13 protein-coding genes, 3 tRNA genes and 3 rRNA genes are annotated in these 23,982 nt (G+C 34.5%); 16 read left to right on the forward strand and 3 right to left on the reverse strand.

Annotation, left to right across the window (positions count from 1 at the left end; genetic code table 11):
- The 9 genes from ACYX4H_RS08725 (at position 1) to ACYX4H_RS08765 (ending at position 13,331) form a co-directional block, all read left to right on the forward strand.
- On the forward strand, positions 1-852 hold the full coding sequence (locus ACYX4H_RS08725; protein ID WP_476235863.1) for a substrate import-associated zinc metallohydrolase lipoprotein: 852 nt from the start codon (positions 1-3) through the stop codon (positions 850-852).
- Positions 853-857: 5 nt separating this feature from the next.
- Entirely contained in the window at positions 858-2,240 is a 1,383-nt protein-coding gene (locus tag ACYX4H_RS08730; RefSeq protein WP_476235864.1) for a DUF4302 domain-containing protein, read from the forward strand.
- A 175-nt stretch (positions 2,241-2,415) separates the two neighbouring features.
- Positions 2,416-4,443 carry a putative porin gene (locus ACYX4H_RS08735; protein ID WP_476235865.1) on the forward strand — a complete coding sequence of 676 codons (2,028 nt, stop codon included), beginning with the start codon at positions 2,416-2,418 and terminating at the stop codon, positions 4,441-4,443.
- A 934-nt stretch (positions 4,444-5,377) separates the two neighbouring features.
- Positions 5,378-6,895: ribosomal RNA gene (locus tag ACYX4H_RS08740) — 16S ribosomal RNA — on the forward strand.
- Positions 6,896-7,030: 135 nt separating this feature from the next.
- A tRNA-Ile gene (locus ACYX4H_RS08745) sits at positions 7,031-7,104 on the forward strand.
- Between the two features lie 86 nt (positions 7,105-7,190).
- Positions 7,191-7,264 (forward strand) — tRNA-Ala (locus ACYX4H_RS08750).
- Positions 7,265-7,404: 140 nt separating this feature from the next.
- Positions 7,405-10,204 (forward strand): 23S ribosomal RNA (locus tag ACYX4H_RS08755).
- Positions 10,205-10,365: 161 nt separating this feature from the next.
- Positions 10,366-10,473: ribosomal RNA gene (gene rrf / locus ACYX4H_RS08760) — 5S ribosomal RNA — on the forward strand.
- The 16S, 23S and 5S rRNA genes sit together here with 2 tRNA genes alongside, the layout of an rRNA operon.
- 317 nt (positions 10,474-10,790) lie before the next feature.
- Positions 10,791-13,331 (forward strand): S9 family peptidase, encoded by a 2,541-nt coding sequence (locus tag ACYX4H_RS08765; RefSeq protein ID WP_476235866.1) that lies wholly within the window; start codon positions 10,791-10,793, stop codon positions 13,329-13,331.
- Between the two features lie 117 nt (positions 13,332-13,448).
- Here ACYX4H_RS08765 and ACYX4H_RS08770 read toward each other — a convergent pair.
- Positions 13,449-13,521, reverse strand: a tRNA-Phe gene (locus ACYX4H_RS08770).
- Positions 13,522-13,695: 174 nt separating this feature from the next.
- Between ACYX4H_RS08770 and ACYX4H_RS08775 the strand changes: the two genes are divergently transcribed.
- The 7 genes from ACYX4H_RS08775 to ACYX4H_RS08805 all read left to right on the forward strand — a co-directional run bounded on the left by ACYX4H_RS08775 (position 13,696) and on the right by ACYX4H_RS08805 (position 21,584).
- Positions 13,696-14,430 (forward strand): type III pantothenate kinase, encoded by a 735-nt coding sequence (locus tag ACYX4H_RS08775; protein ID WP_476235867.1) that lies wholly within the window; start codon positions 13,696-13,698, stop codon positions 14,428-14,430.
- The gene (gene bamG, locus ACYX4H_RS08780; RefSeq protein ID WP_476235868.1) at positions 14,427-15,737 is read left to right on the forward strand and encodes a BamG family beta-barrel-assembly machinery protein; all 1,311 of its coding nucleotides are present in this window, start codon (positions 14,427-14,429) and stop codon (positions 15,735-15,737) included. Before ACYX4H_RS08775 ends, bamG begins: the two co-directional genes overlap by 4 nt.
- Before the next feature lie 18 nt (positions 15,738-15,755).
- Positions 15,756-17,135, forward strand: a complete 1,380-nt coding sequence (locus tag ACYX4H_RS08785; protein ID WP_476235869.1) for a tetratricopeptide repeat protein — start codon at positions 15,756-15,758, stop codon at positions 17,133-17,135.
- Between the two features lie 33 nt (positions 17,136-17,168).
- Positions 17,169-17,717: an LPS export ABC transporter periplasmic protein LptC gene (gene lptC, locus ACYX4H_RS08790; RefSeq protein ID WP_475294414.1), complete on the forward strand. Its 549-nt coding sequence runs from the start codon at positions 17,169-17,171 to the stop codon at positions 17,715-17,717.
- 47 nt (positions 17,718-17,764) lie between these two features.
- The gene (locus tag ACYX4H_RS08795) at positions 17,765-17,959 is read left to right on the forward strand and encodes a hypothetical protein (RefSeq protein WP_475294413.1); all 195 of its coding nucleotides are present in this window, start codon (positions 17,765-17,767) and stop codon (positions 17,957-17,959) included.
- Complete coding sequence (locus ACYX4H_RS08800) at positions 17,960-19,249, forward strand: hemolysin family protein (protein WP_476235870.1); 1,290 nt, start codon at positions 17,960-17,962, stop codon at positions 19,247-19,249. It begins immediately after the preceding gene.
- Positions 19,250-19,460: 211 nt separating this feature from the next.
- Positions 19,461-21,584, forward strand: a complete 2,124-nt coding sequence (locus ACYX4H_RS08805; protein WP_476235871.1) for a peptidylprolyl isomerase — start codon at positions 19,461-19,463, stop codon at positions 21,582-21,584.
- A gap of 48 nt (positions 21,585-21,632) precedes the next feature.
- On the opposite strand, the gene ACYX4H_RS08810 is transcribed toward ACYX4H_RS08805, so the two are convergent.
- On the reverse strand, positions 21,633-22,541 hold the full coding sequence (locus ACYX4H_RS08810; protein ID WP_476235872.1) for a GYDIA family GHMP kinase: 909 nt from the start codon (positions 22,539-22,541) through the stop codon (positions 21,633-21,635).
- Positions 22,534-23,859 carry a hydroxymethylglutaryl-CoA reductase, degradative gene (locus tag ACYX4H_RS08815; protein ID WP_476235873.1) on the reverse strand — a complete coding sequence of 442 codons (1,326 nt, stop codon included), beginning with the start codon at positions 23,857-23,859 and terminating at the stop codon, positions 22,534-22,536. Before ACYX4H_RS08815 ends, ACYX4H_RS08810 begins: the two co-directional genes overlap by 8 nt.
- Between the last annotated feature and the right edge of the window lie 123 nt (positions 23,860-23,982).

Below are 23,982 nucleotides of genomic sequence, written 5' to 3' on the forward strand. Positions count from 1 at the left end.
ATGAAAAACATTATAAAAATAATTTACCTACAAGTTTTTTTCTTAGCACTAGTATCTTGTGGTAATTCAGATGCTGTTGGTGATAGTCAAATTGACACCGATGCGCCAATACTAAACAATTTAGATCTTTGGTTAAGAGATAATTTTGTTGAGCCATATAATATTGAAGTACAATATAAATGGAATATAAACGAAACAGATATTGATAGATTTTTACATCCGCCATTTGAGCAAAATGTAAAACCAGTAGCCGAAGCTTTATTAAAAGCTTGGATAGAGCCATACACGGCATTAGGAGGAGAAAACTTTATAAAAAATATAGCTCCAAGGCAATTTACATTATCTGGTGGGTTTAATTTTAATCCTAATAGCCCAACAATTACATTAGGTGTGGCTGAAGCAGGAAGCAAAATTACACTTTTTAATGTAGATTATTTAGATTTCTCTGATGTTGATATAATCAAGCAACCATTAAAAACAGTACAACATGAATATGCGCACATATTAAACCAAACAGTACCGGTAGATCCTATTTATGGTCAAATAAACCCAGAAAATTACAATTCAAATTGGTTTAATAGATCTGATGCAGAAGCAAGAGAGTTAGGTTACATCACAGCTTATGCCTCAAGTCAAGAAAGTGAAGATTTTGTTGAAATGGTTTCAGAAATTTTAACAAACTCAAAAGAAGATTATGATGCCATTGTTGATGGTATAGCAAGTGAGCAAGCCAGAGCTATAATTAGGTTTAAAGAGTCTTTAGTAGTTGAATATTACAAAGAAAACTTTGATATAGACCTGTATGAGTTACAAGCTTTAACCGAAGCAGCAACTTTAGAATTGATAAATTAAGAAATATGAAAAAAATTAATATAAAAAAGTATGGGGTGTTAATGGTGCTAATAGTAGCATTGTTTTCATGTAGTAATGATGATACAACCGAATTGTTTGATACTCCACCTGCCGAAAGGTTAGCGCAAAGAAACTCAGAGTTGTTAAACCTGCTTACTTCGGAAAGCCAAGGGTATAAAGCATCATATTTTACTAAAAATGATGAATTTGGAGGGTTTACATTTTACATGAAGTTTAATGAGGATGGTACAGTTGATATGACTTCAGATTTTAATAGTGAAACCGAAATTCAAACATCATCTTTTGATGTTAGGTTTGGAACCACTAATGAGCTTGTATTTACAACACGAAATCACATTCAAAAAGTTAGTGATCCTTTATTTGATGGTTTAATAGCTACAGGCTATAAAGGAACATCGGTATTTCAATATTTTAATTTTGAAGACGGTAAAATAATCTTTAAAGATGTTAGAAATAGAAATACTTCAAGCTTAATATTAGAGCCAACAGGTTTTACTGATTTCACAACCGAAAGTGTTCAAAAAGCTGAAGCGTCTTTAGCTCAAAGGCAAAATATATTACCAAAACCAACATCTTCTGTATTCCAAATTCTAAGAATTGAAAATGGGAGTGGTACTTCAAATTTTAACCTTAATTATGACTCACTAAGGCATTATGCAAAACCAACACTTACTTTTGATAGTGGTGAGGTAAGCGAGTTGGCTTTTGGCATGTTATTTACTGAAACAGGTTTAAAATTAAGTCCAGCGCTTGAGTTTGAAGGTGAAACTTATGAAGATTTCACCTATGATGAAGCTTCAAATAGTTACATTTCAACTGTAAATGGTACTACAGCAACAATATTATTTGCAGATTGGCCTGCGTATATTTCACCAAATATTTTTAGTATTGCAGAATTAGATGGCGGAGCACCTATTTTTCTTTACAGGCCATCTTTAGGAGCAAACGCTTTAACGTCTGTTGGGCACGATGCTATAATTGATGGGTTAAATGACTTTTTAGGAGGATTTGGAATTTCTGTTTTTGATTATATTTTCTTTTTTGATTTTGATGATAATGGCCAAATATGCGAAGGGCAATTCCGCCTTAGGTTTAATGGCTTTCCAGATTTAAATTATTGCTTCTCTGCAGCAACAATTAATGAAGACAGAACTTTTAATGTAACATTTCAAGGGCCTTTAAATCAAGATAGTCTAGATTTCCAATTCTTAGCACAAGATTTAATAGACTTCTTCAACAGTGCTAATGGTATGGTAGGTGAACTGCATGGTGGTTTTGAAACAGATTCTGCTAGATTTAGTAACCAATCAGTGTCATTTGCAAGTTTAGATAGTCCAAACTTAAGAGTTTACGGTTTGTTCTTCTAATAAGAAAAGGTATAAATAAATTATAATTTACTTAACCACACTGATAATTTCAGTGTGGTTTTTCTTTATTTAAAATAATTTAAGTCACTTTCCGTTCAAATAATTACTTTTGCTGTTTTAAAAAATAAGCTAAAACAAAGCACAATTTATTTTTAATAACATTTAGAAAATAAACATGCCAAATATATTTACAACTAAAATCAAACAAAATACAATTAAAGCATTATTAGTGTGTTTATATTTGGGGATATCGTTTAGTGCAAAAGCGCAGGCTAATTCAACAGATGCTAAAATAAAACAGCAAACAACTGCTCAAGATACAATTCAAGAACCAAAACTTAAAAAAAGGCCTGTTTCAAAATCATCAAAAACAGATAAAGACGAAAAACCAAATATTGAAGAATATTCAATAATTTCAATTGAAAATGATACAACATACGTAGATACTACGTTAACCATAAAAAAAGACTATAAATTTAATTATTTGCGAAAAGATAATTTTGGCTTATTACCTTTTGGTAATTTAGGGCAAACATATAATAGTTTAACCCATAATTTTCAAAACACAAGTTTAATGCCTGGTTTTGGCGCAACAGCAAGACATTTTAATTATTGGGAAATTGAAGATGTTTTCTACTACCGTGTACCAACACCATTAACAGAGTTGTTTTTTAAAACAGCTTTTGAGCAGGGGCAGCTAGTAGACTCTTTTATTACAATAAATACCTCGCCACAATTCAATTTTTCAATAGCATATAAAGGGTTACGCTCTTTAGGTAAATACCAAAATGCGCTAACCAGCACAGGAAATTTTAGGTTTACATCAAACTATCAAACTAAAAACAAAAGATATAATTTACGCGGGCACATAATTACACAAGATTTGATGAACCAAGAAAATGGCGGATTAGATAACGTTAGTACCCAAAATTTTATTGAAGGTGATGAAGAGTTTCAAGACCGTTCCATTTTAGAAGTAAACTTTGAAAATGCCGAAAGTATATTAGTAGGCAAACGCATATATTTAGAACATGATTATACGCTAGTAAAAAAAGACTCACTGTCTTCAAACGAAATAAAACTTGGGCATGTAATGGCTTTTGAAGATAAGTATTTTGAATACGAACAATCATCAGCAGTAACCAACTTTTTTGGTGATGCCTTTGTAACATCAAGTTTAAGAGACAGAGCAACCCTAGAAAACTTCTATAATAAGGTATACGTAAACTATAGCAATAATTTAATAGGTAACGTACAATTTAACCTAAGCAATAACAATTACAATTACGGTTATAATAAAGTAGTAGTGCTAAACAATAACACAATTACAAATAGGCTAAAAGGCAATGTATACGCCGCAGGTGGTAGTTATATAAAACAATACAAGGGTTTTGAACTCAATGGGCAGTTTGGTTTAAACCTCTCAGGAGATTTTACCGGTAATTACATAAAAGCCAAAGCAACCTTCAATTTAAATGAAGATATTGCAGCATCAGCCGCATTAAACCACAGCTCAAAAACACCAAATTATAATGCGTTACTTTATCAAAGCGATTATAAAAATTACAACTGGCAAAATAGCTTTAACAACACCGAAACTCAGCAAATAGCATTCAACCTAAAATATAAAAATTGGGCAAACCTAACGGTAGATTTCAATACAATAACAGACTATGTCTATTTTAAGCAAGATGAAAATATACCAGTTAATGAAATAGCACAATCCATAAGGCCTTACCAAAACAATAGTACAATAACCTACTTTAGGGCAAAATTTCAAAACGAAATCAAACTAGGTAAATTTGCACTAAACAATACAATAATGTATCAAAACGTGCAAGACAATAACAATACATTAAACGTACCCGAAATAAACACGCGTAACACATTCTATTTTTCAAGCCACCTCTTTAAAAAAGCCATGTATTTACAAACGGGTGTTACGCTAAACTATTTCACAAAATATTACATGAATGCTTACAACCCATTGTTGGCAGAGTTTTATGTACAAAATAATGATGAAATAGGAGATTTCCCAAGGTTAGATTTCTTCCTAAACGCAAAAATCCGTCAAACACGTCTCTTTTTAAAAGCAGAACACTTCAACTCAGCCTTTACAGGTTACAATTATTTCTCAGCACCCAACAATCCGTACAGAGATTTTACCGTACGCTTCGGTGTTGTATGGAATTTCTTTTTATAAAATTATAGCGTTCCCCTACATACTTCGGGGTCGGGCTTTCACTACTCAATCTTTTTAAAGTAATGTTGTAGTACCATTATAGGTATATAAATTGTTAGAGTTAAAGTATTTTTTGCAGAGGTAAAAACATAAAACACTTTAAAAAGGATTTCAAACAAGCCGTTCAATCCCTAACGCGCGTGTTAGCAGCGGTCATTTTAAATAAGTAAGTACCGTATTTATTGGCAGTAAACAGTAAACAGAGCGCATTCATAATAAAACAAACAGCATAAAACCCAAACAATAACACATATATATTAGTATTAATAATACAGTAACAAATAGCCAAAGTCACCAACAAACACTAATAAAGAAGAAAACATTGAATTTTTTCAAAAAAATATTCGCATGTAAAGTAGTGATTAATAAAGGGTTAAAATACGGTTAAAAATAAAACATAAATAAAGATAAAAAAAGGCTTGCGAGAAAGAAAAAGGGTTGTATATTTGCACCCGCAAAACGGATGACACAGTTCAGAAGTTAAGCAGAAGTTCATAGAAAAACGAGATTTAAACGAGGGTTAAAAAACTTTCAAAAAAAATCAAAAAAGTTATTGTGAGTTCAAAAAAAGGTGCTATGTTTGCACCCCGCAAAAATGGCTAACAAAACAGTTAGAAATCGAGCGGTAAGTTCACTAAAATATTGGGTTAAAATTTTGAAAAAATATTTTCAAAAAAAACTTAAAAAAGTTTTGTGAGTTTAAAAAAGGGTTTTATATTTGCACCCGCTAAACGAGGAGACGACATTTAGAGAAGAAATAAAGTTCATAAACATATTGAAATTGACAGCGTAAATATTAACTGGAAACGGTTAATATAAACAAGAGAATAAACCATTTTGAGTACTGAAGATTCTATTGGTTGTTAAAGACATAGTCGTAAGACTTAAAAATTTAACGATGAAGAGTTTGATCCTGGCTCAGGATGAACGCTAGCGGCAGGCCTAACACATGCAAGTCGAGGGGTAACAGGAGAGCTTGCTCTTGCTGACGACCGGCGCACGGGTGCGTAACGCGTATACAATCTGCCTTGTACTGGGGGATAGCCTTTAGAAATGAAGATTAACACCCCATAGTATTATAGATTCGCATGATGAAATAATTAAAGGTTACGGTACAAGATGAGTATGCGTCCTATTAGCTAGTTGGTGTGGTAACGGCACACCAAGGCAACGATAGGTAGGGGCCCTGAGAGGGGGATCCCCCACACTGGTACTGAGACACGGACCAGACTCCTACGGGAGGCAGCAGTGAGGAATATTGGACAATGGGCGGAAGCCTGATCCAGCCATGCCGCGTGCAGGAAGACTGCCCTATGGGTTGTAAACTGCTTTTGTACGGGAAGAAACACTCCTACGTGTAGGAGCTTGACGGTACCGTAAGAATAAGCATCGGCTAACTCCGTGCCAGCAGCCGCGGTAATACGGAGGATGCAAGCGTTATCCGGAATCATTGGGTTTAAAGGGTCCGTAGGTGGACTGGTCAGTCAGAGGTGAAATCCTGCAGCTTAACTGTAGAACTGCCTTTGATACTGCTAGTCTTGAGTTATTATGAAGTAGTTAGAATATGTAGTGTAGCGGTGAAATGCATAGATATTACATAGAATACCAATTGCGAAGGCAGATTACTAATAATATACTGACACTGATGGACGAAAGCGTGGGGAGCGAACGGGATTAGATACCCCGGTAGTCCACGCCGTAAACGATGGATACTAGCTGTTCGACTTCGGTTGAGTGGCTAAGCGAAAGTGATAAGTATCCCACCTGGGGAGTACGTTCGCAAGAATGAAACTCAAAGGAATTGACGGGGGCCCGCACAAGCGGTGGAGCATGTGGTTTAATTCGATGATACGCGAGGAACCTTACCAGGGCTTAAATGTAAGTTGCATGATTTAGAGATAGATCTTTCTTCGGACTACTTACAAGGTGCTGCATGGTTGTCGTCAGCTCGTGCCGTGAGGTGTCAGGTTAAGTCCTATAACGAGCGCAACCCCTGTTGTTAGTTGCCAGCATGTAAAGATGGGAACTCTAGCAAGACTGCCAGTGCAAACTGTGAGGAAGGTGGGGATGACGTCAAATCATCACGGCCCTTACGTCCTGGGCTACACACGTGCTACAATGGTAGGGACAGAGAGCAGCCACACCGCGAGGTGGAGCGAATCTATAAACCCTATCTCAGTTCGGATCGGAGTCTGCAACTCGACTCCGTGAAGCTGGAATCGCTAGTAATCGGATATCAGCCATGATCCGGTGAATACGTTCCCGGGCCTTGTACACACCGCCCGTCAAGCCATGGAAGCTGGGAGTGCCTGAAGTCCGTCACCGTAAGGAGCGGCCTAGGGTAAAATCGGTAACTAGGGCTAAGTCGTAACAAGGTAGCCGTACCGGAAGGTGCGGCTGGAACACCTCCTTTCTAGAGAAAGACGACTAGTAGTGTAAGTTTTTAAGAAAGAGATAGTTTATTCTTCTTGCTGTTAATTTAAAATATAAAGTAAGTCATTAGGCATTAGTGATTAAAGCTAAAGACTAAGGGCGAGCGACTAAGTACAGTCTCATAGCTCAGCTGGTTAGAGCGCTACACTGATAATGTAGAGGTCGGCAGTTCGAGTCTGCCTGAGACTACAAGTTCATTAAATATTGAAAAGGAAATTCTAGAGGTTGAGAATTCTAAATTCGTAATTCTGAATTCTACAATTTGAATTCATTACGGGGAATTAGCTCAGCTGGCTAGAGCGCTTGCCTTGCACGCAAGAGGTCACCGGTTCGACTCCGGTATTCTCCACTAAATTCTGAGTTAATTTCAGAATAAAAGTTCATTGACATATTGAAAAAGATACATGATAATTAGATAGAAATATTTAATATAAAATTATAATAATTGTAACGAGCAATTATGTAAACTCATTAAAAAAGCAAAAAGTACAATAAGCTAAATAAGGGCGTATGGGGAATGCCTAGGCTCTCAGAGGCGATGAAGGACGTGATAAGCTGCGAAAAGCTGCGGGGATTGGCACATACAAATTGATCCGCAGATATCCGAATGGGGCAACCCACTATATTGAAGATATAGTATCCGAAAGGAGGTGAACCCGGAGAACTGAAACATCTAAGTACCCGGAGGAGAAGAAAACAAAAGTGATTCCGTTAGTAGTGGCGAGCGAACGCGGATTAGCCCAAACCAGTATTGTTACGGCAATGTTGGGGTTGTAGGACTACAATATTTGAAACTAAGTTAACTAGAATTGTTTGGAAAGACAAACCATAGAGAGTGATAGTCTCGTAAAGGTAAGCGAAGTGGTGATAGTAGTATCCTGAGTAGTGCGGGGCACGTGTAACCCTGTGTGAATTTGGCGGGACCATCCGTTAAGGCTAAATACTCCTGAGAGACCGATAGTGAACTAGTACCGTGAGGGAAAGGTGAAAAGAACCCTGAATAAGGGAGTGAAATAGAACCTGAAACCATACGCTTACAAGCGGTCGGAGCCCATTAGGGTGACGGCGTGCCTTTTGCATAATGAGCCTACGAGTTACCGTTGCTAGCAAGGTTAAGCACTTCAGGTGCGGATCCGTAGCGAAAGCGAGTCTGAATAGGGCGTTTAGTTAGTAGTGGTAGACGCGAAACCGTGTGATCTACCCATGGGCAGGTTGAAGCTGTAGTAACATACAGTGGAGGACCGAACCGGTTGACGTTGAAAAGTCTTCGGATGACCTGTGGGTAGGGGTGAAAGGCCAATCAAACTCGGAAATAGCTCGTACTCCCCGAAATGCATTTAGGTGCAGCGTAGTAATAGTTTTATAGAGGTAGAGCTACTGATTGGATGCGGGGGCTTCACCGCCTACCAATTCCTGACAAACTCCGAATGCTATAAAATGTTTTACTGCAGTGAGGGCATGGGTGCTAAGGTCCATGTCCGAGAGGGAAAGAACCCAGACCATCAGCTAAGGTCCCCAAATGTATGTTAAGTTGAATAAACGAGGTGAAATTGCTTAGACAGCTAGGATGTTGGCTTGGAAGCAGCCATTCATTTAAAGAGTGCGTAACAGCTCACTAGTCGAGCGATTTTGCATGGATAATAATCGGGCATAAACATACTACCGAAGCTATGGACGAAAGTGGTAGGGGAGCATTCTAATTGTGTTGAAGGTGTACTGTGAGGTATGCTGGAACGGTTAGAAAAGAAAATGTAGGCATAAGTAACGATAATGCGGGCGAGAAACCCGCACTCCGAAAGACTAAGGTTTCCTCAGCTATGCTAATCAGCTGAGGGTTAGTCGGGACCTAACGCGAACCCGAAAGGGGTAGTGGATGGACAACAGGTTAATATTCCTGTACCTGCTCTCAACAAAAGTGACGGATCTCTGGAGTTACTGCGTACTGACGGAATAGTACGTTGAAGCTTCGGCAATAGTACACTAAGACTTCGGTTGCGGTGATAATGTAGCGAAAGAGGTTCCAAGAAAAGCGAGAGAAGCAGCCCGTACCCTAAACCGACACAGGTAGTTGGGATGAGAATTCTAAGGAGCTCGAGAGATTCATGGCTAAGGAACTAGGCAAAATAGACTCGTAACTTCGGGAGAAGAGTCGCCCACTTATGTGGGCCGCAGTGAAAAGATCCAGGCGACTGTTTATCAAAAACACAGGGCTATGCTAAATTGAAAGATGACGTATATGGCCTGACACCTGCCCGGTGCTGGAAGGTTAAGTGGAGGGTTTAGCTTCGGCGAAGATCTGAAATGAAGCCCCAGTAAACGGCGGCCGTAACTATAACGGTCCTAAGGTAGCGAAATTCCTTGTCGGGTAAGTTCCGACCTGCACGAATGGTGCAACGATCTGGATACTGTCTCAGCCATGAGCTCGGTGAAATTGTAGTAACGGTGAAGATGCCGTTTACCCGCTGTGGGACGAAAAGACCCCGTGCACCTTTACTATAGCTTAGTATTGGTTTTGGATAAGTAATGTGTAGGATAGGTGGGAGACTTTGAAGCGGCGTCGCTAGGCGTTGTGGAGTCATTGTTGAAATACCACCCTTTGCTTATCTAGAGTCTAACTCAGAAATGAGGACAGTGCTTGGTGGGTAGTTTGACTGGGGTGGTCGCCTCCAAAAGAGTAACGGAGGCTTCTAAAGGTACCCTCAGCACGCTTGGTAACCGTGCGTAGAGTGCAATGGCATAAGGGTGCTTGACTGAGAGACCTACAAGTCGATCAGGTTGGAAACAAGAGCATAGTGATCCGGTGGTTCCGTGTGGAAGGGCCATCGCTCAAAGGATAAAAGGTACGCCGGGGATAACAGGCTGATCTCCCCCAAGAGCTCACATCGACGGGGGGGTTTGGCACCTCGATGTCGGCTCGTCACATCCTGGGGCTGGAGAAGGTCCCAAGGGTTGGGCTGTTCGCCCATTAAAGTGGCACGCGAGCTGGGTTCAGAACGTCGTGAGACAGTTCGGTCTCTATCTACAGTGGGCGTTAGAAATTTGAGTGGATCTGACTCTAGTACGAGAGGACCGAGTTGGACTAACCTCTGGTGTATCTGTTGTCACGCCAGTGGCATTGCAGAGTAGCTACGTTGGGAAGGGATAAGCGCTGAAAGCATATAAGCGCGAAACCCACCACAAGATGAGATTTCTTTAAAGGGTCGTGGGAGATGACCACGTTGATAGGCTACAGGTGTAAAGGCAGTAATGTCATAGCCGAGTAGTACTAATAACCTATAGGCTTATTGTACGCCTGTTTTTTTAGAAGAGTTTAGTAATTAAAGTTCATGTAATTTTTTCAATATGTTAAAATATTTGCTACGAAGTAGCAGTTTGAAAGTAAAAAGTATAAAAGTGATAAAGTGTATAACTTTAAGAACTTTAAAACTTAAATCTTTGAAACTTAAAATTTAAGGTGGTTATAGCGATGGGGCTCACCTCTTACCATTCCGAACAGAGAAGTTAAGCCCATTAGCGCCGATGGTACTACATTTGTGGGAGAGTAGGTCGTTGCCTTTTTTGAATCCCGATTCTAACGAATCGGGATTTTTTTTGCTTTATACTTAAGGTAATTTTACTTAACAAATGATACTTATTGTAGTTTATAAAATTACCTTGGCTGGTGGTTGCAATAGTGATAGTAGTGGTTAGCTTTTGTAAAACTCTTATATATGGTTTTACAAAACTAGTAACGCATAGCGCGATTTTTAAATACTTTTAAAATAATGCTATATTTATTTTGGATAAGATTTATAAGGAAACTTTAACATTTTATTGATAAGGGTTTTTGTTTTTAATTTCATCTATTAAATATATTAATCAATTGTATATTTATAATGAATAAATTTATCTTATCGTTTTCTTTTCTTTTTGTTTGCTTTGTAAGTATTGGTCAAGAAGCTATTGAAAGCATTACTCCAAAGGCTAATTATAGATTAGCTGCTAAATTTTCACCTTCAAATATTTCAAAAAAAGTACATTCAACTGAAGTGTATCCGAGGTGGTTGGCTACAGGGAATAAGTTCTGGTACCAGTATAAAACTACAGATGGTTCTAATTATTATTTAGTTGATTGCGATAGAAAAACAAAAACTAAGTTGTTTGACAATGCTAAAATGGCTAAATGGCTTTCAGAAATAACAAAAGACCCTTATGATGCAAAGCATTTACCACGTTTTAACTTTGAATTTGTAAAAGGGGAAAAGACTATTCGTTTTAGAATTACATCAAAAGAAATGATTGATGTTGTAAACAAAACGGAAAAAGCTGAAACTAAAAAAGACACAAGCTCTATTAAAGATTCTATTTCAGTTAAAAAGCTTAAAAAGCAAAAACCTAAAAAAGAGAGAAAGACTTATTATTTAGAGTATACTTTAGGTTCAAACGGTTTAACTGTTATTGATAATAGTAAAGAAGAAAAAACTTTAAATAAATGGGCTAATGTTGCGCCAGATAGTTCTTTAGTAGTTTTTACAAAAAAACATAACTTGTATTGGATGGATAAAGCTAATTTTTTAAAGGCTTTGAAAAATGATAAAGATACTACTATTGTAGAGCACCAATGGACTAAAGATGGTGTTGAGAACTTTGGCTATAGCAGAAATAATATGGGGGTTAGTGAAGATGATGTAAAAAAGAAAATTGAAGACAGAAAACCTGTTTACGGTTATTGGACACATGATTCTAAAAAGTTTGTTTTTCAGCGTACAGACGTTAGGCACATTAAAGATTTATGGGTTATAAATTCAGTTACTAAAGGAAGACCTACTTTGGAGCGTTATAAATATCATATGGCTGGTGAGCAAGAATTTCCTAAAAGTTATATTGAAATTTTTGATACTGCCACAAAGCATATAACAAAGGTACAATTAGATACCACCGTACAACAAAGTTTAAGTATTTATAGGTATTCATACAAGAAATCTGACACAACAAAGCATAAACCTACATTAGTTTTATCTAAAAAAGGTAATTTGTATTTTAGTACTATTAGCAGAGATAGGAAGCGTTTAGATATTCATGTGGCTAATATTGAAACAGGCGAGGTTAAAACCATTATAAATGAACATTCAAATGTTTATGTTGAAGCAAGAAATAAGCCTTTTTATTTATTTAATGATGAAAAAGAAATAGTTCACTGGTCTGAACGTGATGGTTGGGGGCATTTGTATCTATATGACTCACAAGGTAATGTTAAGAAACAAATTACCAAAGGTGAGTATCATGTTGATAATGTTCATGGTATTGATGAAAATGAACGTATTGTATATTTTACGGCTAACGGTGTTAATAAAGATGAAAACCCATATTATGCACATTTGTATAAAATTAATTTGAATGGTACTGGTTTAAAATCATTAAATCCGGGTAATTTTAATTCTAAAGTAAACTTATCAGACTCTAATAAATACTTTGTTAGTAATTATTCTAGGGTTAATACAGCGCCAAAAACAACGCTAAGAACATCAAATGGCACTTTAATAATGGATTTAGAAGAAGCCGATTTGTCTGAGCTTTTTGCTTCGGGCTATAAGTTTCCTGAACCATTTACCGCTAAGGCCAATGATGGTATTACTAACATTTATGGTGTTATGTATAAACCTTTTGATTTTGATGAAAATAAAAAGTATCCCATTATAGAATACGTATACCCGGGGCCACAAACAGAAGCAGTTAATGCATCGTTCTCTGTAAGAATGGATAATGTTGATAGGTTGGCACAAGTTGGGTTTATTGTTGTTACTTTGGGCAATAGAGGTGGAGATCCTAGGCGATCAAAATGGTACCATACATATGGCTACGGAAATTTAAGAGATTATGGTTTGGCAGATAAAAAGTATGTTGCAGAGCAATTAGCTGATAAACATGATTTTATTGATATAAATAAAGTAGGAATTACAGGTCACTCTGGGGGCGGATTCATGTCTACAGCAGCTATGTTAGTGTATCCAGATTTTTTTAAAGTAGCCGTTTCATCAGCAGGAAACCACGATAATAATATTTATAACAGCTGGTGGAGTGAAACACACCATGGTATAAGTGAAGATGAGCAAGCCGATGGCAGTATCAAATACAAATACTTAATAGATACCAACCAAAGTTTAGCCAAAAATTTAAAAGGAAATATATTATTAGCTACTGGCGATGTTGATAATAATGTACACCCAGGAGGTACCATAAGAATGGTTAATGCTTTTATAAAGGCTAATAAAAGATTTGATTTTATTATGTTTCCTGGGCAACGTCATGCTTTTGGTAACATGACAGAGTATTTCTTCTGGAAAAAAGCCGATTATTTTAGTAAATACCTATTAGGAGATGAAGCTACTAATGTAGATATCACAGAAATAAATAGAGATGTGCCTAAAAAAAGGTAGTTAGCTAGATTTAAAAAGAATAAAATCATGTTTAAGTAAATGTATTTAAACATGATTTTTTTGTAAAAAGCTACAAAAACAAAAAATCCCGTAAACAAATGTTTCGGGATTTTTTTGTGGTACCTCCAGGAATCGAACCAGGGACACAAGGATTTTCAGTCCTTTGCTCTACCAACTGAGCTAAGGTACCTCGCCAAAGCGGTTGCAAATATATATTCAATTTTATTATCTACCAAAATAAATTTAAAAAAAAATTACTTTAACTTTTTTTAATAAAAAAATAAGCACCACAAGTTTCAATATTATAATATAATTAAGATTAAAATTGTAGTTGTTTTGTACTTTTAGCACATTCTTTTTAAAAATGAATTTAATAATAGACGTAGGAAATACCAATGTTAAACTAGCGGTTTATAGTTTAAAAGCTCAATTAAAGCTTAGGCGCGTGGTTCAACACAAAGCGCTTATTAGTAATGTGCATGAAATTTTAGGTGTATATCCTACTTTGAAAAAAGGTATAATTTCATCAGTTGGTAATATTAAAGCTGAAGATTTACAAACGCTTCAAAATTTAATTGACTTATTAATTTTAACTCCAAATGTTAAGTTACCTTTTTCAAATACATATAAAACCCCAAAAACATTAGGTGTAGATAGATTAGCTTTAGTAAGCGCATCTGTAAAACAGTACCCTAAGGAAAATGTTTTAATTATTGATGCAGGAACTTGTATAACTTATGATTTTATAAATAAACAAAATCAATACATAGGCGGCGCTATTTCACCTGGGTTGCGTACCCGTTACAAAGCATTAAATAATTTAACAGCTAATTTACCGTTATTAGAAACAGAAATGCCTGAAAGTATTACGGGGCAATCTACAAACGAATGTATACATGCCGGTGTAGTATATGGTATTTTAAACGAAATAGACGGCGTTATAAGTGATTACAAACATAAATATTTAGATTTAACAGTTATTTTAACAGGTGGCGATGCTAATTTTTTGTCTAAAAAGTTAAAAAGTAGCATATTTGCCAATTCAAATTTTCTTTTAGAAGGTTTGAACTATATTTTACAATTTAATTCAAACGAATGATTAAAAAACTTGTATTAGTTTTTATTGCTTTAGTTGCTATACAAAGTTACGGGCAAGAAGGAACAGCTTCACCATACTCATTTTATGGTTTAGGAAACCAAAAGTTTAGAGGCACAGTTGAAAACCGAAGTATGGGTGGTATTGGTATTTTTATTGATAGTATTCATGTAAATTTACGTAATCCTGCGTCTTATGTAACAAAAAATATTGATGCTTGGGATGGCGAAAATAGACCCGTTAAATTTGCCGTTGGTGGTGGTTATTCAAACATCAACTTAAAATCTAACAATGGTTCAGATAAAGCAAAATCAACCACTTTTGATTATATAGCTATAAATATTCCGTTAGGAAAATTTGGTTTTGGTTTTGGCTTATTACCATACACAGCGGTTGGTTACAAACTAGAATCGCAAAATAACGCAGGCGATATAAAAAATAGATTTAGAGGTGAAGGTGGTGTAAACAAAGCTTTCTTAGGTTTAGGCTATCAAATAGCCGAAGGTTTAACCATTGGGGTTGATGCCCAATATAATTTTGGTAATACTGAAACAAGTGTTGTAGAATTTCTTTATGATGATGATGGTACGTTAACACAATACCAATCTAGAGAAAATAATAGATCTGATTTAAGCGGACTAAACTTTAATTTAGGCCTATCATACAAAACAATGGTTACAGATAAGTTAGAAATGATTTCAGGTGTAACCTATGCGCCCGAAAGTTTAATAACTTCAAAAAATCAACAATCTTTTTCAACAATAACAACAAGTTCAAATTCTCAAGATGAGTTTGTTGTAAACACAGTTGATGTAGATTTAGAAGCATCAGGGTTACAAGAAACAGATTTAATATTACCATCAAGATTTTCAGCTGGTTTAGGTATTGGTGCCCCTAGAAAATGGTTTGTTGGGGCCGATTATTTATTTCAAAATACAAGCAACCTAAGAACCGCATTGCCATCAAATACCAATACAACTACTTATGAAGATGCTGCAACCATATCATTAGGAGGGTTTTTTATACCAGATTATAATGCTTTAGATAGCTATTTTAAAAGAACCGTTTATAGAGCTGGCGTTAGGTTTGAAAAAACAGGATTAGTATTAAATTCAGAGTCGGTAAAAGAGTTTGGCATATCTTTTGGTGTAGGTTTACCACTAAGCGGAGGCATCTCAAACGCTAACCTAGGTTTTGAAATAGGAAAGCGCGGTACAACTAACAATAATTTAATTCAGGAGAATTTTGTTAATCTGCAATTAAGTTTATCTTTGGGCGACAGATGGTTCCAGAAAAGGAAGTATAACTAACAATAGAATAAAATTATCATGAAGGCGAAAATTACTTTATTACTAACATTATTAATAGGCTTAAATTTTGGTTTTGCACAACAAAATGAAGAGTGTATAACTAAACTGTCTATTTTTCATGAATATGTTAAAGCAAAAAATTACGATGCAGCATATGAACCTTGGATGTTTGTAAGAGAAACATGTCCAAAATTCAATAATGCAATATATGTTGATGGCGAGAAAATTTTAGATCATAAAATAGACAAAGCAACAGGTGCAGAAAAATTAGCATTTATAAATGATTTACTTAAACTGTATGACCAAAGAGCAGAGTATTTTGCATCAAAAACTCCTGTAGGTAAATATGGTGCCTTAAAAAGTCAGTTACTTTATGATAACAGAAAAGAATTAAATAAAACTACTGAAGAGCTTTATGAAAGCTTTGATGCTGCCTACAATGCAGATAAAGCAACATTTCAAAACCCAAAAAGTTTATATACTTACTTCTCTTTAATGGTAGATTTATATGATGCTGGTAAAAAACCTGCACAAGATTTATTTAATAAATATGATGATATTGTTGAAAAAGTTGAAGACGAAGTAAACCAATATTCTGAAAAGTTAAACAAACTTGTAGCTAAAGAAGATGCTGGAACAGCATTAACAAAAAGAGAAAATAGCTACAAAAAATACTACGAAAGTTATTTAAAAGCTTATGACCAAATTTCTGGAAGTATAGACAGTAAATTAGGTGATAGAGCTAACTGTGATAACTTAGTACCATTATATCAAAAAGATTTTGAAGCTAACAAAACTAATGCTACATGGTTAAAACGTGCAGTAAGCAGAATGTATTACAAAGAATGTACAGATACACCATTATACGAGCAATTAGTAAAAGCTTATGATGAAACTGCACCATCTGCAGATACTAAATACTTTGTGGGTACTGTTTTATTAAAAAATGGAAAAGAAAATGAGGCTATTGGTTACTTTACAGAATCATATGATTTAGAGTCTGATACCTTCAAGAAAGCAAAATTAGCAAACAGAATTGGTTTAATATTAAAGAAAAAAGGACGTTACGGGCAAGCTAGAACATACTTTAGAAATGCTTTAGCGTTAAACCCATCAAATGGACGTCCGCACTTATCAATAGCAGCCATGTATGCTGCAAGTGCTAATAGTTGTGGTGATACCACTTTTAATAAAAGAGCTGTATATTGGCTAGCTGCTGATGAAGCCAGAAAAGCAGGAAGAGTAGACCCAACACAAAAGAAAAATGCTGCAAAATCTGTGGCAAACTATACAGCAAAAGCACCAAGTAAATCTGATATTTTTAGTGCAGGTAATTCTGGGCAATCTATTAGAATTGGTTGTTGGATAGGGGCTTCGGTTACTGTACCAAGTATTTAAAAATATGGTTTGAGGTAAAACTCAAAACAACACATGAAACAAAACATTAAATATTTACTAAACATAGTCACAGTTTTTACTGTGGCTTTGTTTTTTTCATGCACAGACAACTATAAAGAAGTGCAAAAAATTGGTATTTCAGAAAATGAACCTGTTGGCGAAGCCGAAAATATCAATTTAAAAGTTACAGATTCTGGTAAAGTAACAAGGCATTTGGTAGGTGCTAAAATGCTTAACTTTTCAAACAGAGACTTTCCGTATTATGAATTTCCTGAAGGTGCTACACTTCATATTTATGATGGTGCCAAAAAAAGCACTATAGTATCAGATTATGCCGTGGTTTATGATGCCACAAGTATTATAGATCTGCAAGGTAATGTTGTTATTACAACACATGATAAACGCGTTTTAAAATCTGAACAGTTATATTTTGACAGAAAAAAGGAATGGATTTTTACAAACGTCCCTGTTACTTTTGAGTCTGAACAAGATATAATACACGGTAACGGTTTTGATTCAAACGGTGATTTTACCAATGCCGAAGTGTTAGAAGTTACAGGTATTTTTGCTGTTGAAGATTAATAAGCCATACATCTTAAAATTAATTATCTTTATCCTAAATTTTTAAAATGAAATATTTAAGCATTTTTCAATATGCATATTTAGCATTTGCAGCTGTATTTTTTTATTCTGTTTTTGAAACGTATCAAAAAACAGGTGTAGTAAACTATTCATACATAGTTTTAGGCGCATTGGCCATTTTTATGTTTTTCTTCCGTAGGAGGTTTAGTAAAAAGTTTCAAGACAGAAACAAACAAAACTAAATGACACTATATATTGTTATAATAGTTGTTTCACTGGTGCTTTCGGCATTTTTTTCAGGTATGGAGATAGCGTATGTTTCTTCAAACAAAATACATATTGAAATTGAAAAAAAACAAGACGGCATATTAGCTAAAATACTAAGCAAACTTACTGCTAAACCATCAAAATTTATAACAACAATGCTTATAGGTAATAACATTGCGCTTGTTGTTTATGGGTTTTTTATGGGCGATGTTTTAGTAAATTGGTTCCAGTCTTTTTTACCAACACAAAGTAATTTTGTAGACTATATGTTAACAGATTTAAGCCTGCTAACACAAACTATTATTTCAACATTTATTATTTTAATAACTGCCGAATTTTTACCAAAAGTATTCTTTCAAATTTACGCTAACACACTTTTAAAAGTATTAGCAGTACCCGCGTATATTTTCTATTTACTCTTTAGTTTAATATCAGAATTTGTAATCTGGATTTCAGATTTTATTCTAAAAACCTTCTTTAAAACCGAAGGAGACCAAATACAAATGGCCTTTACAAAAGTTGAATTGGGTAACTATATAAGCGAGCAAATGGAATCTGTAGAAGAACATGACGAAGTAGATTCTGAAATTCAAATATTTCAAAACGCTTTAGAATTTTCAGAAGTAAAAGCACGCGAAGTTATGGTGCCACGTACCGAAATTATTGCCGTTGAAATAAACGAATCTATAAAAACATTAAGCGCGTTGTTTACCGAAACGGGAAGAACAAAAATTTTAGTTTACAAAGAAACTATTGATGATATTTTAGGCTACGTACACTCTTTTGAACTCTTTAAAAAGCATAAAAACATAAAATCTATGATTATGCCCGTTGAGTTTGTGCCCGAAACGGTGTTGATAAAAGATGTGCTAAATGTACTTACAAAAAAACGCCGAAGCGTTGCAGTTGTTATTGATGAATACGGTGGAACATCAGGAATTATGACGGTTGAAGATATTGTTGAAGAATTATTTGGCGAAATTGAAGATGAACATGATACTTTAGATTTAATTGAAGAAAAGGTAGACAATGAAACCTTTATGTTTTCGGCACGTTTAGAGGTAGATTATTTAAACGAAACCTATAAAGTAAACTTACCCGAAAGCGAAAATTATGAAACCCTTGGCGGTTTAATTGTAAACCACACCGAAGAAATACCAAACCAAGGCGATGTTATAAAAATAGATAATTTTAAGTTTATTATTTCTGAAGTTTCAAACACTAAAATAGATTTAGTAAAACTTAAAATGTTAGAAGATAATTAGTTGTTACACCTTTTTTTTGGTAAAATTAAAATATAGCAACATAGCAAATTACACTTTACTAGCAATAAAAATAATTAAAGCCTATTTCTTTTTTTATTATTAAATAGAAAATGGTATTTTCGCGCACGATATTTTCGTCAAATTTAGTGTTTTAACTAACATTTCAATAAAAAGAAAAAATCCGAAAAACGGATAAAATTAAGTATAGAAGATGGCAATTTTAAGTAAGATTAGACAAAAAACCTTAGTATTAATATTGGTAATTGCAATGGCATTATTTGCTTTTGTTTTATCTGGTCTTTTTGATGGTAGCGCAAGCTTTTCAAACAAAGGTCAAAATGTAGGTACAATAAATGGTAAAGATATTTCAAGAGAAGCATTTTTACAAAAAGTAGAAGTTGCACAGCAGCAACTTGGTGGTTCTGCAACTAATACACAGGTTATGAACCGCGTTTGGGAACAAGAAGTAAGACAAGCCGTTTTAGAAACGCAGTTTGATGCTTTAGGTATTACTGTTGAAAAAGATCAAATTAGAGATTTACTTAAAACAGCCTTAGCCACAAACCCTCAGTTTTTAAATGAAGCAGGTGTTTTTGATGAAAATAAACTAAACGAATACATTGCTAATTTAAAAGAAAACTCACCAGAAGGTTATGCCGGTTGGGTAAATTATGAGCAATCTTTAGCTACAAATGCATTACAGCAAAACTATTATAATTTAGTAAAAGCAGGTTTAACAGGTACTTTAGCTGAAGGCGAGTTAGAGCATAAATTAGATGGTAATAAAGTTGATATTAAATACGTACAAGTACCATATACTTCAATTGCCGATAGCCTAGTAAAAGTATCAAAATCTGATGTTTCTAGCTACATAAACAACAATAAGAAATCATTTGAAGTTGAAGAATCTAGAGATATAAGATTTGTTGAATTTAAAGAAGTAGCATCAGTTGCTGATGAGTCTGCAATTATAAACGAATTGTCAACCTATTTAAATGGGCAGTTAGTTGATGAAACAGGAAGAAAAGATACTATTGTAGCTTTTTCAAAAGTAAAAGATAACCAAGAGTATATCAATTCAAAATCTGATATAAAATTTGATGATCGTTTTGTGTTCAAATCTTCATTACCATCAAAAATAGCTGATAGCTTAATAAATTTAGAAATTGGAGAAACTTATGGGCCTTACAAAGAAGCTGGCTATTTTAAAATATCAAAATTAATTGCTGAAAAACAACTTCCAGATTCTGCAAAAGTAAGACACATTTTAATTCCGTTTATAGGTTCTCAAAGCGCTGGTGCCGATGTTACTTTAACTGAAGACCAAGCAAAAGAAAGAGCAGATAGTATTTTAGCAGTAGTGAAAAATAACCGTTCTAAATTCCCTGATTTGGTTACTGAATTCTCTTCAGACCAAGGAAGCGTTGCTAATGGCGGGCGTTATGACTGGCACGCATACAACACAATGGTTCCAGAGTTTAATGATTTTGAATTTAATGGTAAAACAGGAGATTTAGGTGTTGTTAAAACAGTATTCGGTTTTCATATTATAGAAATTGAAGGATTAACAAGTAAAAAGAGAGCTGTTAAAGTTGGTACTATTGCAAGAAAAATTGAACCATCTGAAACTACAACAGCTAAAATATTTAGAGACGCATCAAAATTTGAAATTGATGGCGCCAAAGGTGATTTTGAAGCTTTAGCTAAAGAAAACAATTATACGGTTAGACCAGTAAATGGCATGAAAGCTTTAGATGAAAGTATTCCTGGTATTGGTAACCAAAGACCAATTGTACGTTGGGCTTTTGAAGATGAAGCTAGCGTTGGTGATGTTAAACGTTTTAGTTTGGCAACTGGCGGTTATGTGGTTGCTCAATTAGTAGCAAAACATAAAGCAGGTTTAATGTCTGTTGAAGATGCTTCAGCTACAGTATTACCAATTTTAAGAAAAGAAAAAAAAGCAGAATTAATAAAAGACAGAGTTTCTGTAAGTACTTTAGAAGATTTAGCAACTGCTGAAAACACATCAGTAAAAACAGCATCTGCCATTACAATGAAGAGTCCAACAATTCAAGGAGCTGGTAGAGAACCTTTAGTTGTAGGAACTGCGTTTGGCTTAGGTGAAGGTGAAACGTCTGGTTTAATTGAAGGTGTAAATGGCGTATATATGGTACAAGTTACTAAAGTTACTCCAGCTGTAAAATTAGATAACTATCAAGCAGCAGCAAATAGGTTAGAGCAACAAAAAGCGGCCACGGTAAATAGTAAACTTTACAATGCTTTAAAAGCAGCTGCCGAAATTGAAGATAATAGAGCAGCATCACAAGTGCAGTAAAAAAATAAATATAAATAAAAAAAAGCCCTCGCAATGCGAGGGCTTTTTTTATAATATCATTTTGGAATAAGGTATAACGGTTGTTAAACCTTTATTTTTAAAATACAATTCCGGGTTTGTTGCTGATGTAGCTAAAACAAAATCGCCACCCCAAGCACCAAGGCTTTTAATACTGCCTTTAAAATCATTAAACTGTAAAGTTTTTACAGGTGTTTGGTTGGTTATGTTTGCAATAATACCTTCATGTGTATCTATTAAATTTTCAAAAGCATTTAAAGTATTACAAGTAATCATTTCAGCAGTTATCATATTAATTTCTGAAATAGCACCCTTTAAATCATTTTTGTTTTGTGCTTTGTAATGCGCAATACCTTCTCTACTATTCTGTTTTTTATTAAGGTAAACAAAATATAAATGCTCTTTAAAATTAGGGTTAAAGTCTATAGGTTCAACTACGGGTAATTCAGCAGCTATTTTATAGGTTATTGGGGTATTGTTATCAGCGCATGCAATATCATAACCACTACCACCAAAAGTTAGTTTTAAGAGCTTGTAAGGATTAATATTAGCCCATTTTGATAAGTTGTTTATTAACGTTGAAGATGTACCTAAACCCCAATTTTTTGGAAATTCTAAATGCGTTTCAATAGTATAACCGCTTTTAGTATTTAATAAGTTTGGGTTTAATTGATGGATAGCTTCAAATATTTGTACAATTCTGTCAGAAATTGGGTTTTGTTGTAAAGGTTTTAATTTATTATTGTGAATTTCAAAAGAGCCTTTAAACCAAATGTTATTTTGTTCATTAAAACTAGACCAATTAATTAAGGGTGTATCATTAGGTTTAATAATTAGGTTTTGACCATATTTTGTGGGTATAGCAAGTGCTTTTGCACCATCTAAAACCACATATTCAGCAGTTAATAATAATTTGCCATTGCTGTTATATTTAATCATTATTAACTCTTAAATTATTTAAAGCCTCAACAACTGCACTATGCGAAACTGTATTGTTTTTAAAATGATTAGTAAGTGTTAATTTTTCTGCATTTGTGGCTTCAAACTGGTTTAAAATATTCATTAAATGCATTTTCATATGTCCTTGCTGAATACCTGTGGTTGTTAAAGAATTTAAGGCTGCAAAATTTTGTGCTAAACCAGCAACTGCTACAATTTGCATAAGTTCTTTGGCCGATGGTGAACCCAATATTTCTAATGATAATTTTACTAACGGATGTAAATTTGTTAATCCTCCCACAGTACCAAGCGCTAAAGGAATTTCAATATAAAAAGTAAACGTATTATTTTCAATTTTAGCATGGGTTAAACTGCCGTATTGTCCGTTTTTTGATGCGTATGCATGTGCACAAGCTTCAATGGCTCTAAAATCGTTTCCGGTAGCTAAAACAACTGCATCAATACCATTCATAATACCTTTATTGTGTGTTACAGCTCGGTAAGGTTCGTTTTCAGCAATGGTAACAGCTTGCACAAATTTTTCGGCATATGCTTTACTTGCTTCGGGGTTATTTTCAACTAAATCATTAACAGGGCAGCTTACTTCAGCTCTAACCAAACAATCAGGGACATAATTAGATAGAATACTCATTATAACCTCAATATGCTTGTCGCTTTCAGAAAATAATTCAAAATTTAAAGCTTCGGTTTTCAACGTTTCAGCAAACTGTTCTAAACAAGAATTTATAAAGTTTGCACCCATAGCATCTAAAGTTTCAAAAGAGGCGTGAAGCTGATAATAGCCTGCAATACTATCGGTTTTATTACGTAATTCAATATCTAAAATACCGCCACCACGTTTTTGCATATTTTGGGTAATGGTATTAGTATCTTCAATTAATTGTGGTTTTATGGTATTAAAAAACGTTTGTAAAGTTTCAAAATTACCATGGAACATAAAATGTACCTGACCAATTTTAGTGGTAGAAATTACAGATGTTTTAAAACCACCACGTTGTAGCCAAAATTTAGCTGCTTTACTGGCAGCGGCAACTACAGAGCTTTCTTCAATAGCCATGGGTATGGTGTAAAGCTTGTTATTTATTAAAAAATTAGGTGCTACACCAAGCGGTAAATAGTAGTTTGTTATAGTGTTTTCAATAAACTCATCGTGTAGTTGTTGTAGTTTTTCATCACTATTCCAGTATTGTTTTATAGTGTTTTTGGCACTATTAGGGTTGGTAAAATACGTATCTACAATCCAATCAATTTTTTCTGCTTTTGAAAGTTTAGAAAAACCAGTAATAGATTTACTCATAAAACATTTTTTAATTAGGCAAAGATACTAACTTGCTGTTTATAATGAATTGCTTTTTATTGTAACTTAATTAAGTGTTAATAAATGCTGAATTTTGAATTATTTTTAGTAAAATTGACATCA

The sequence above is a fragment of the Seonamhaeicola sp. ABD4_340 genome, assembly GCF_056312135.1.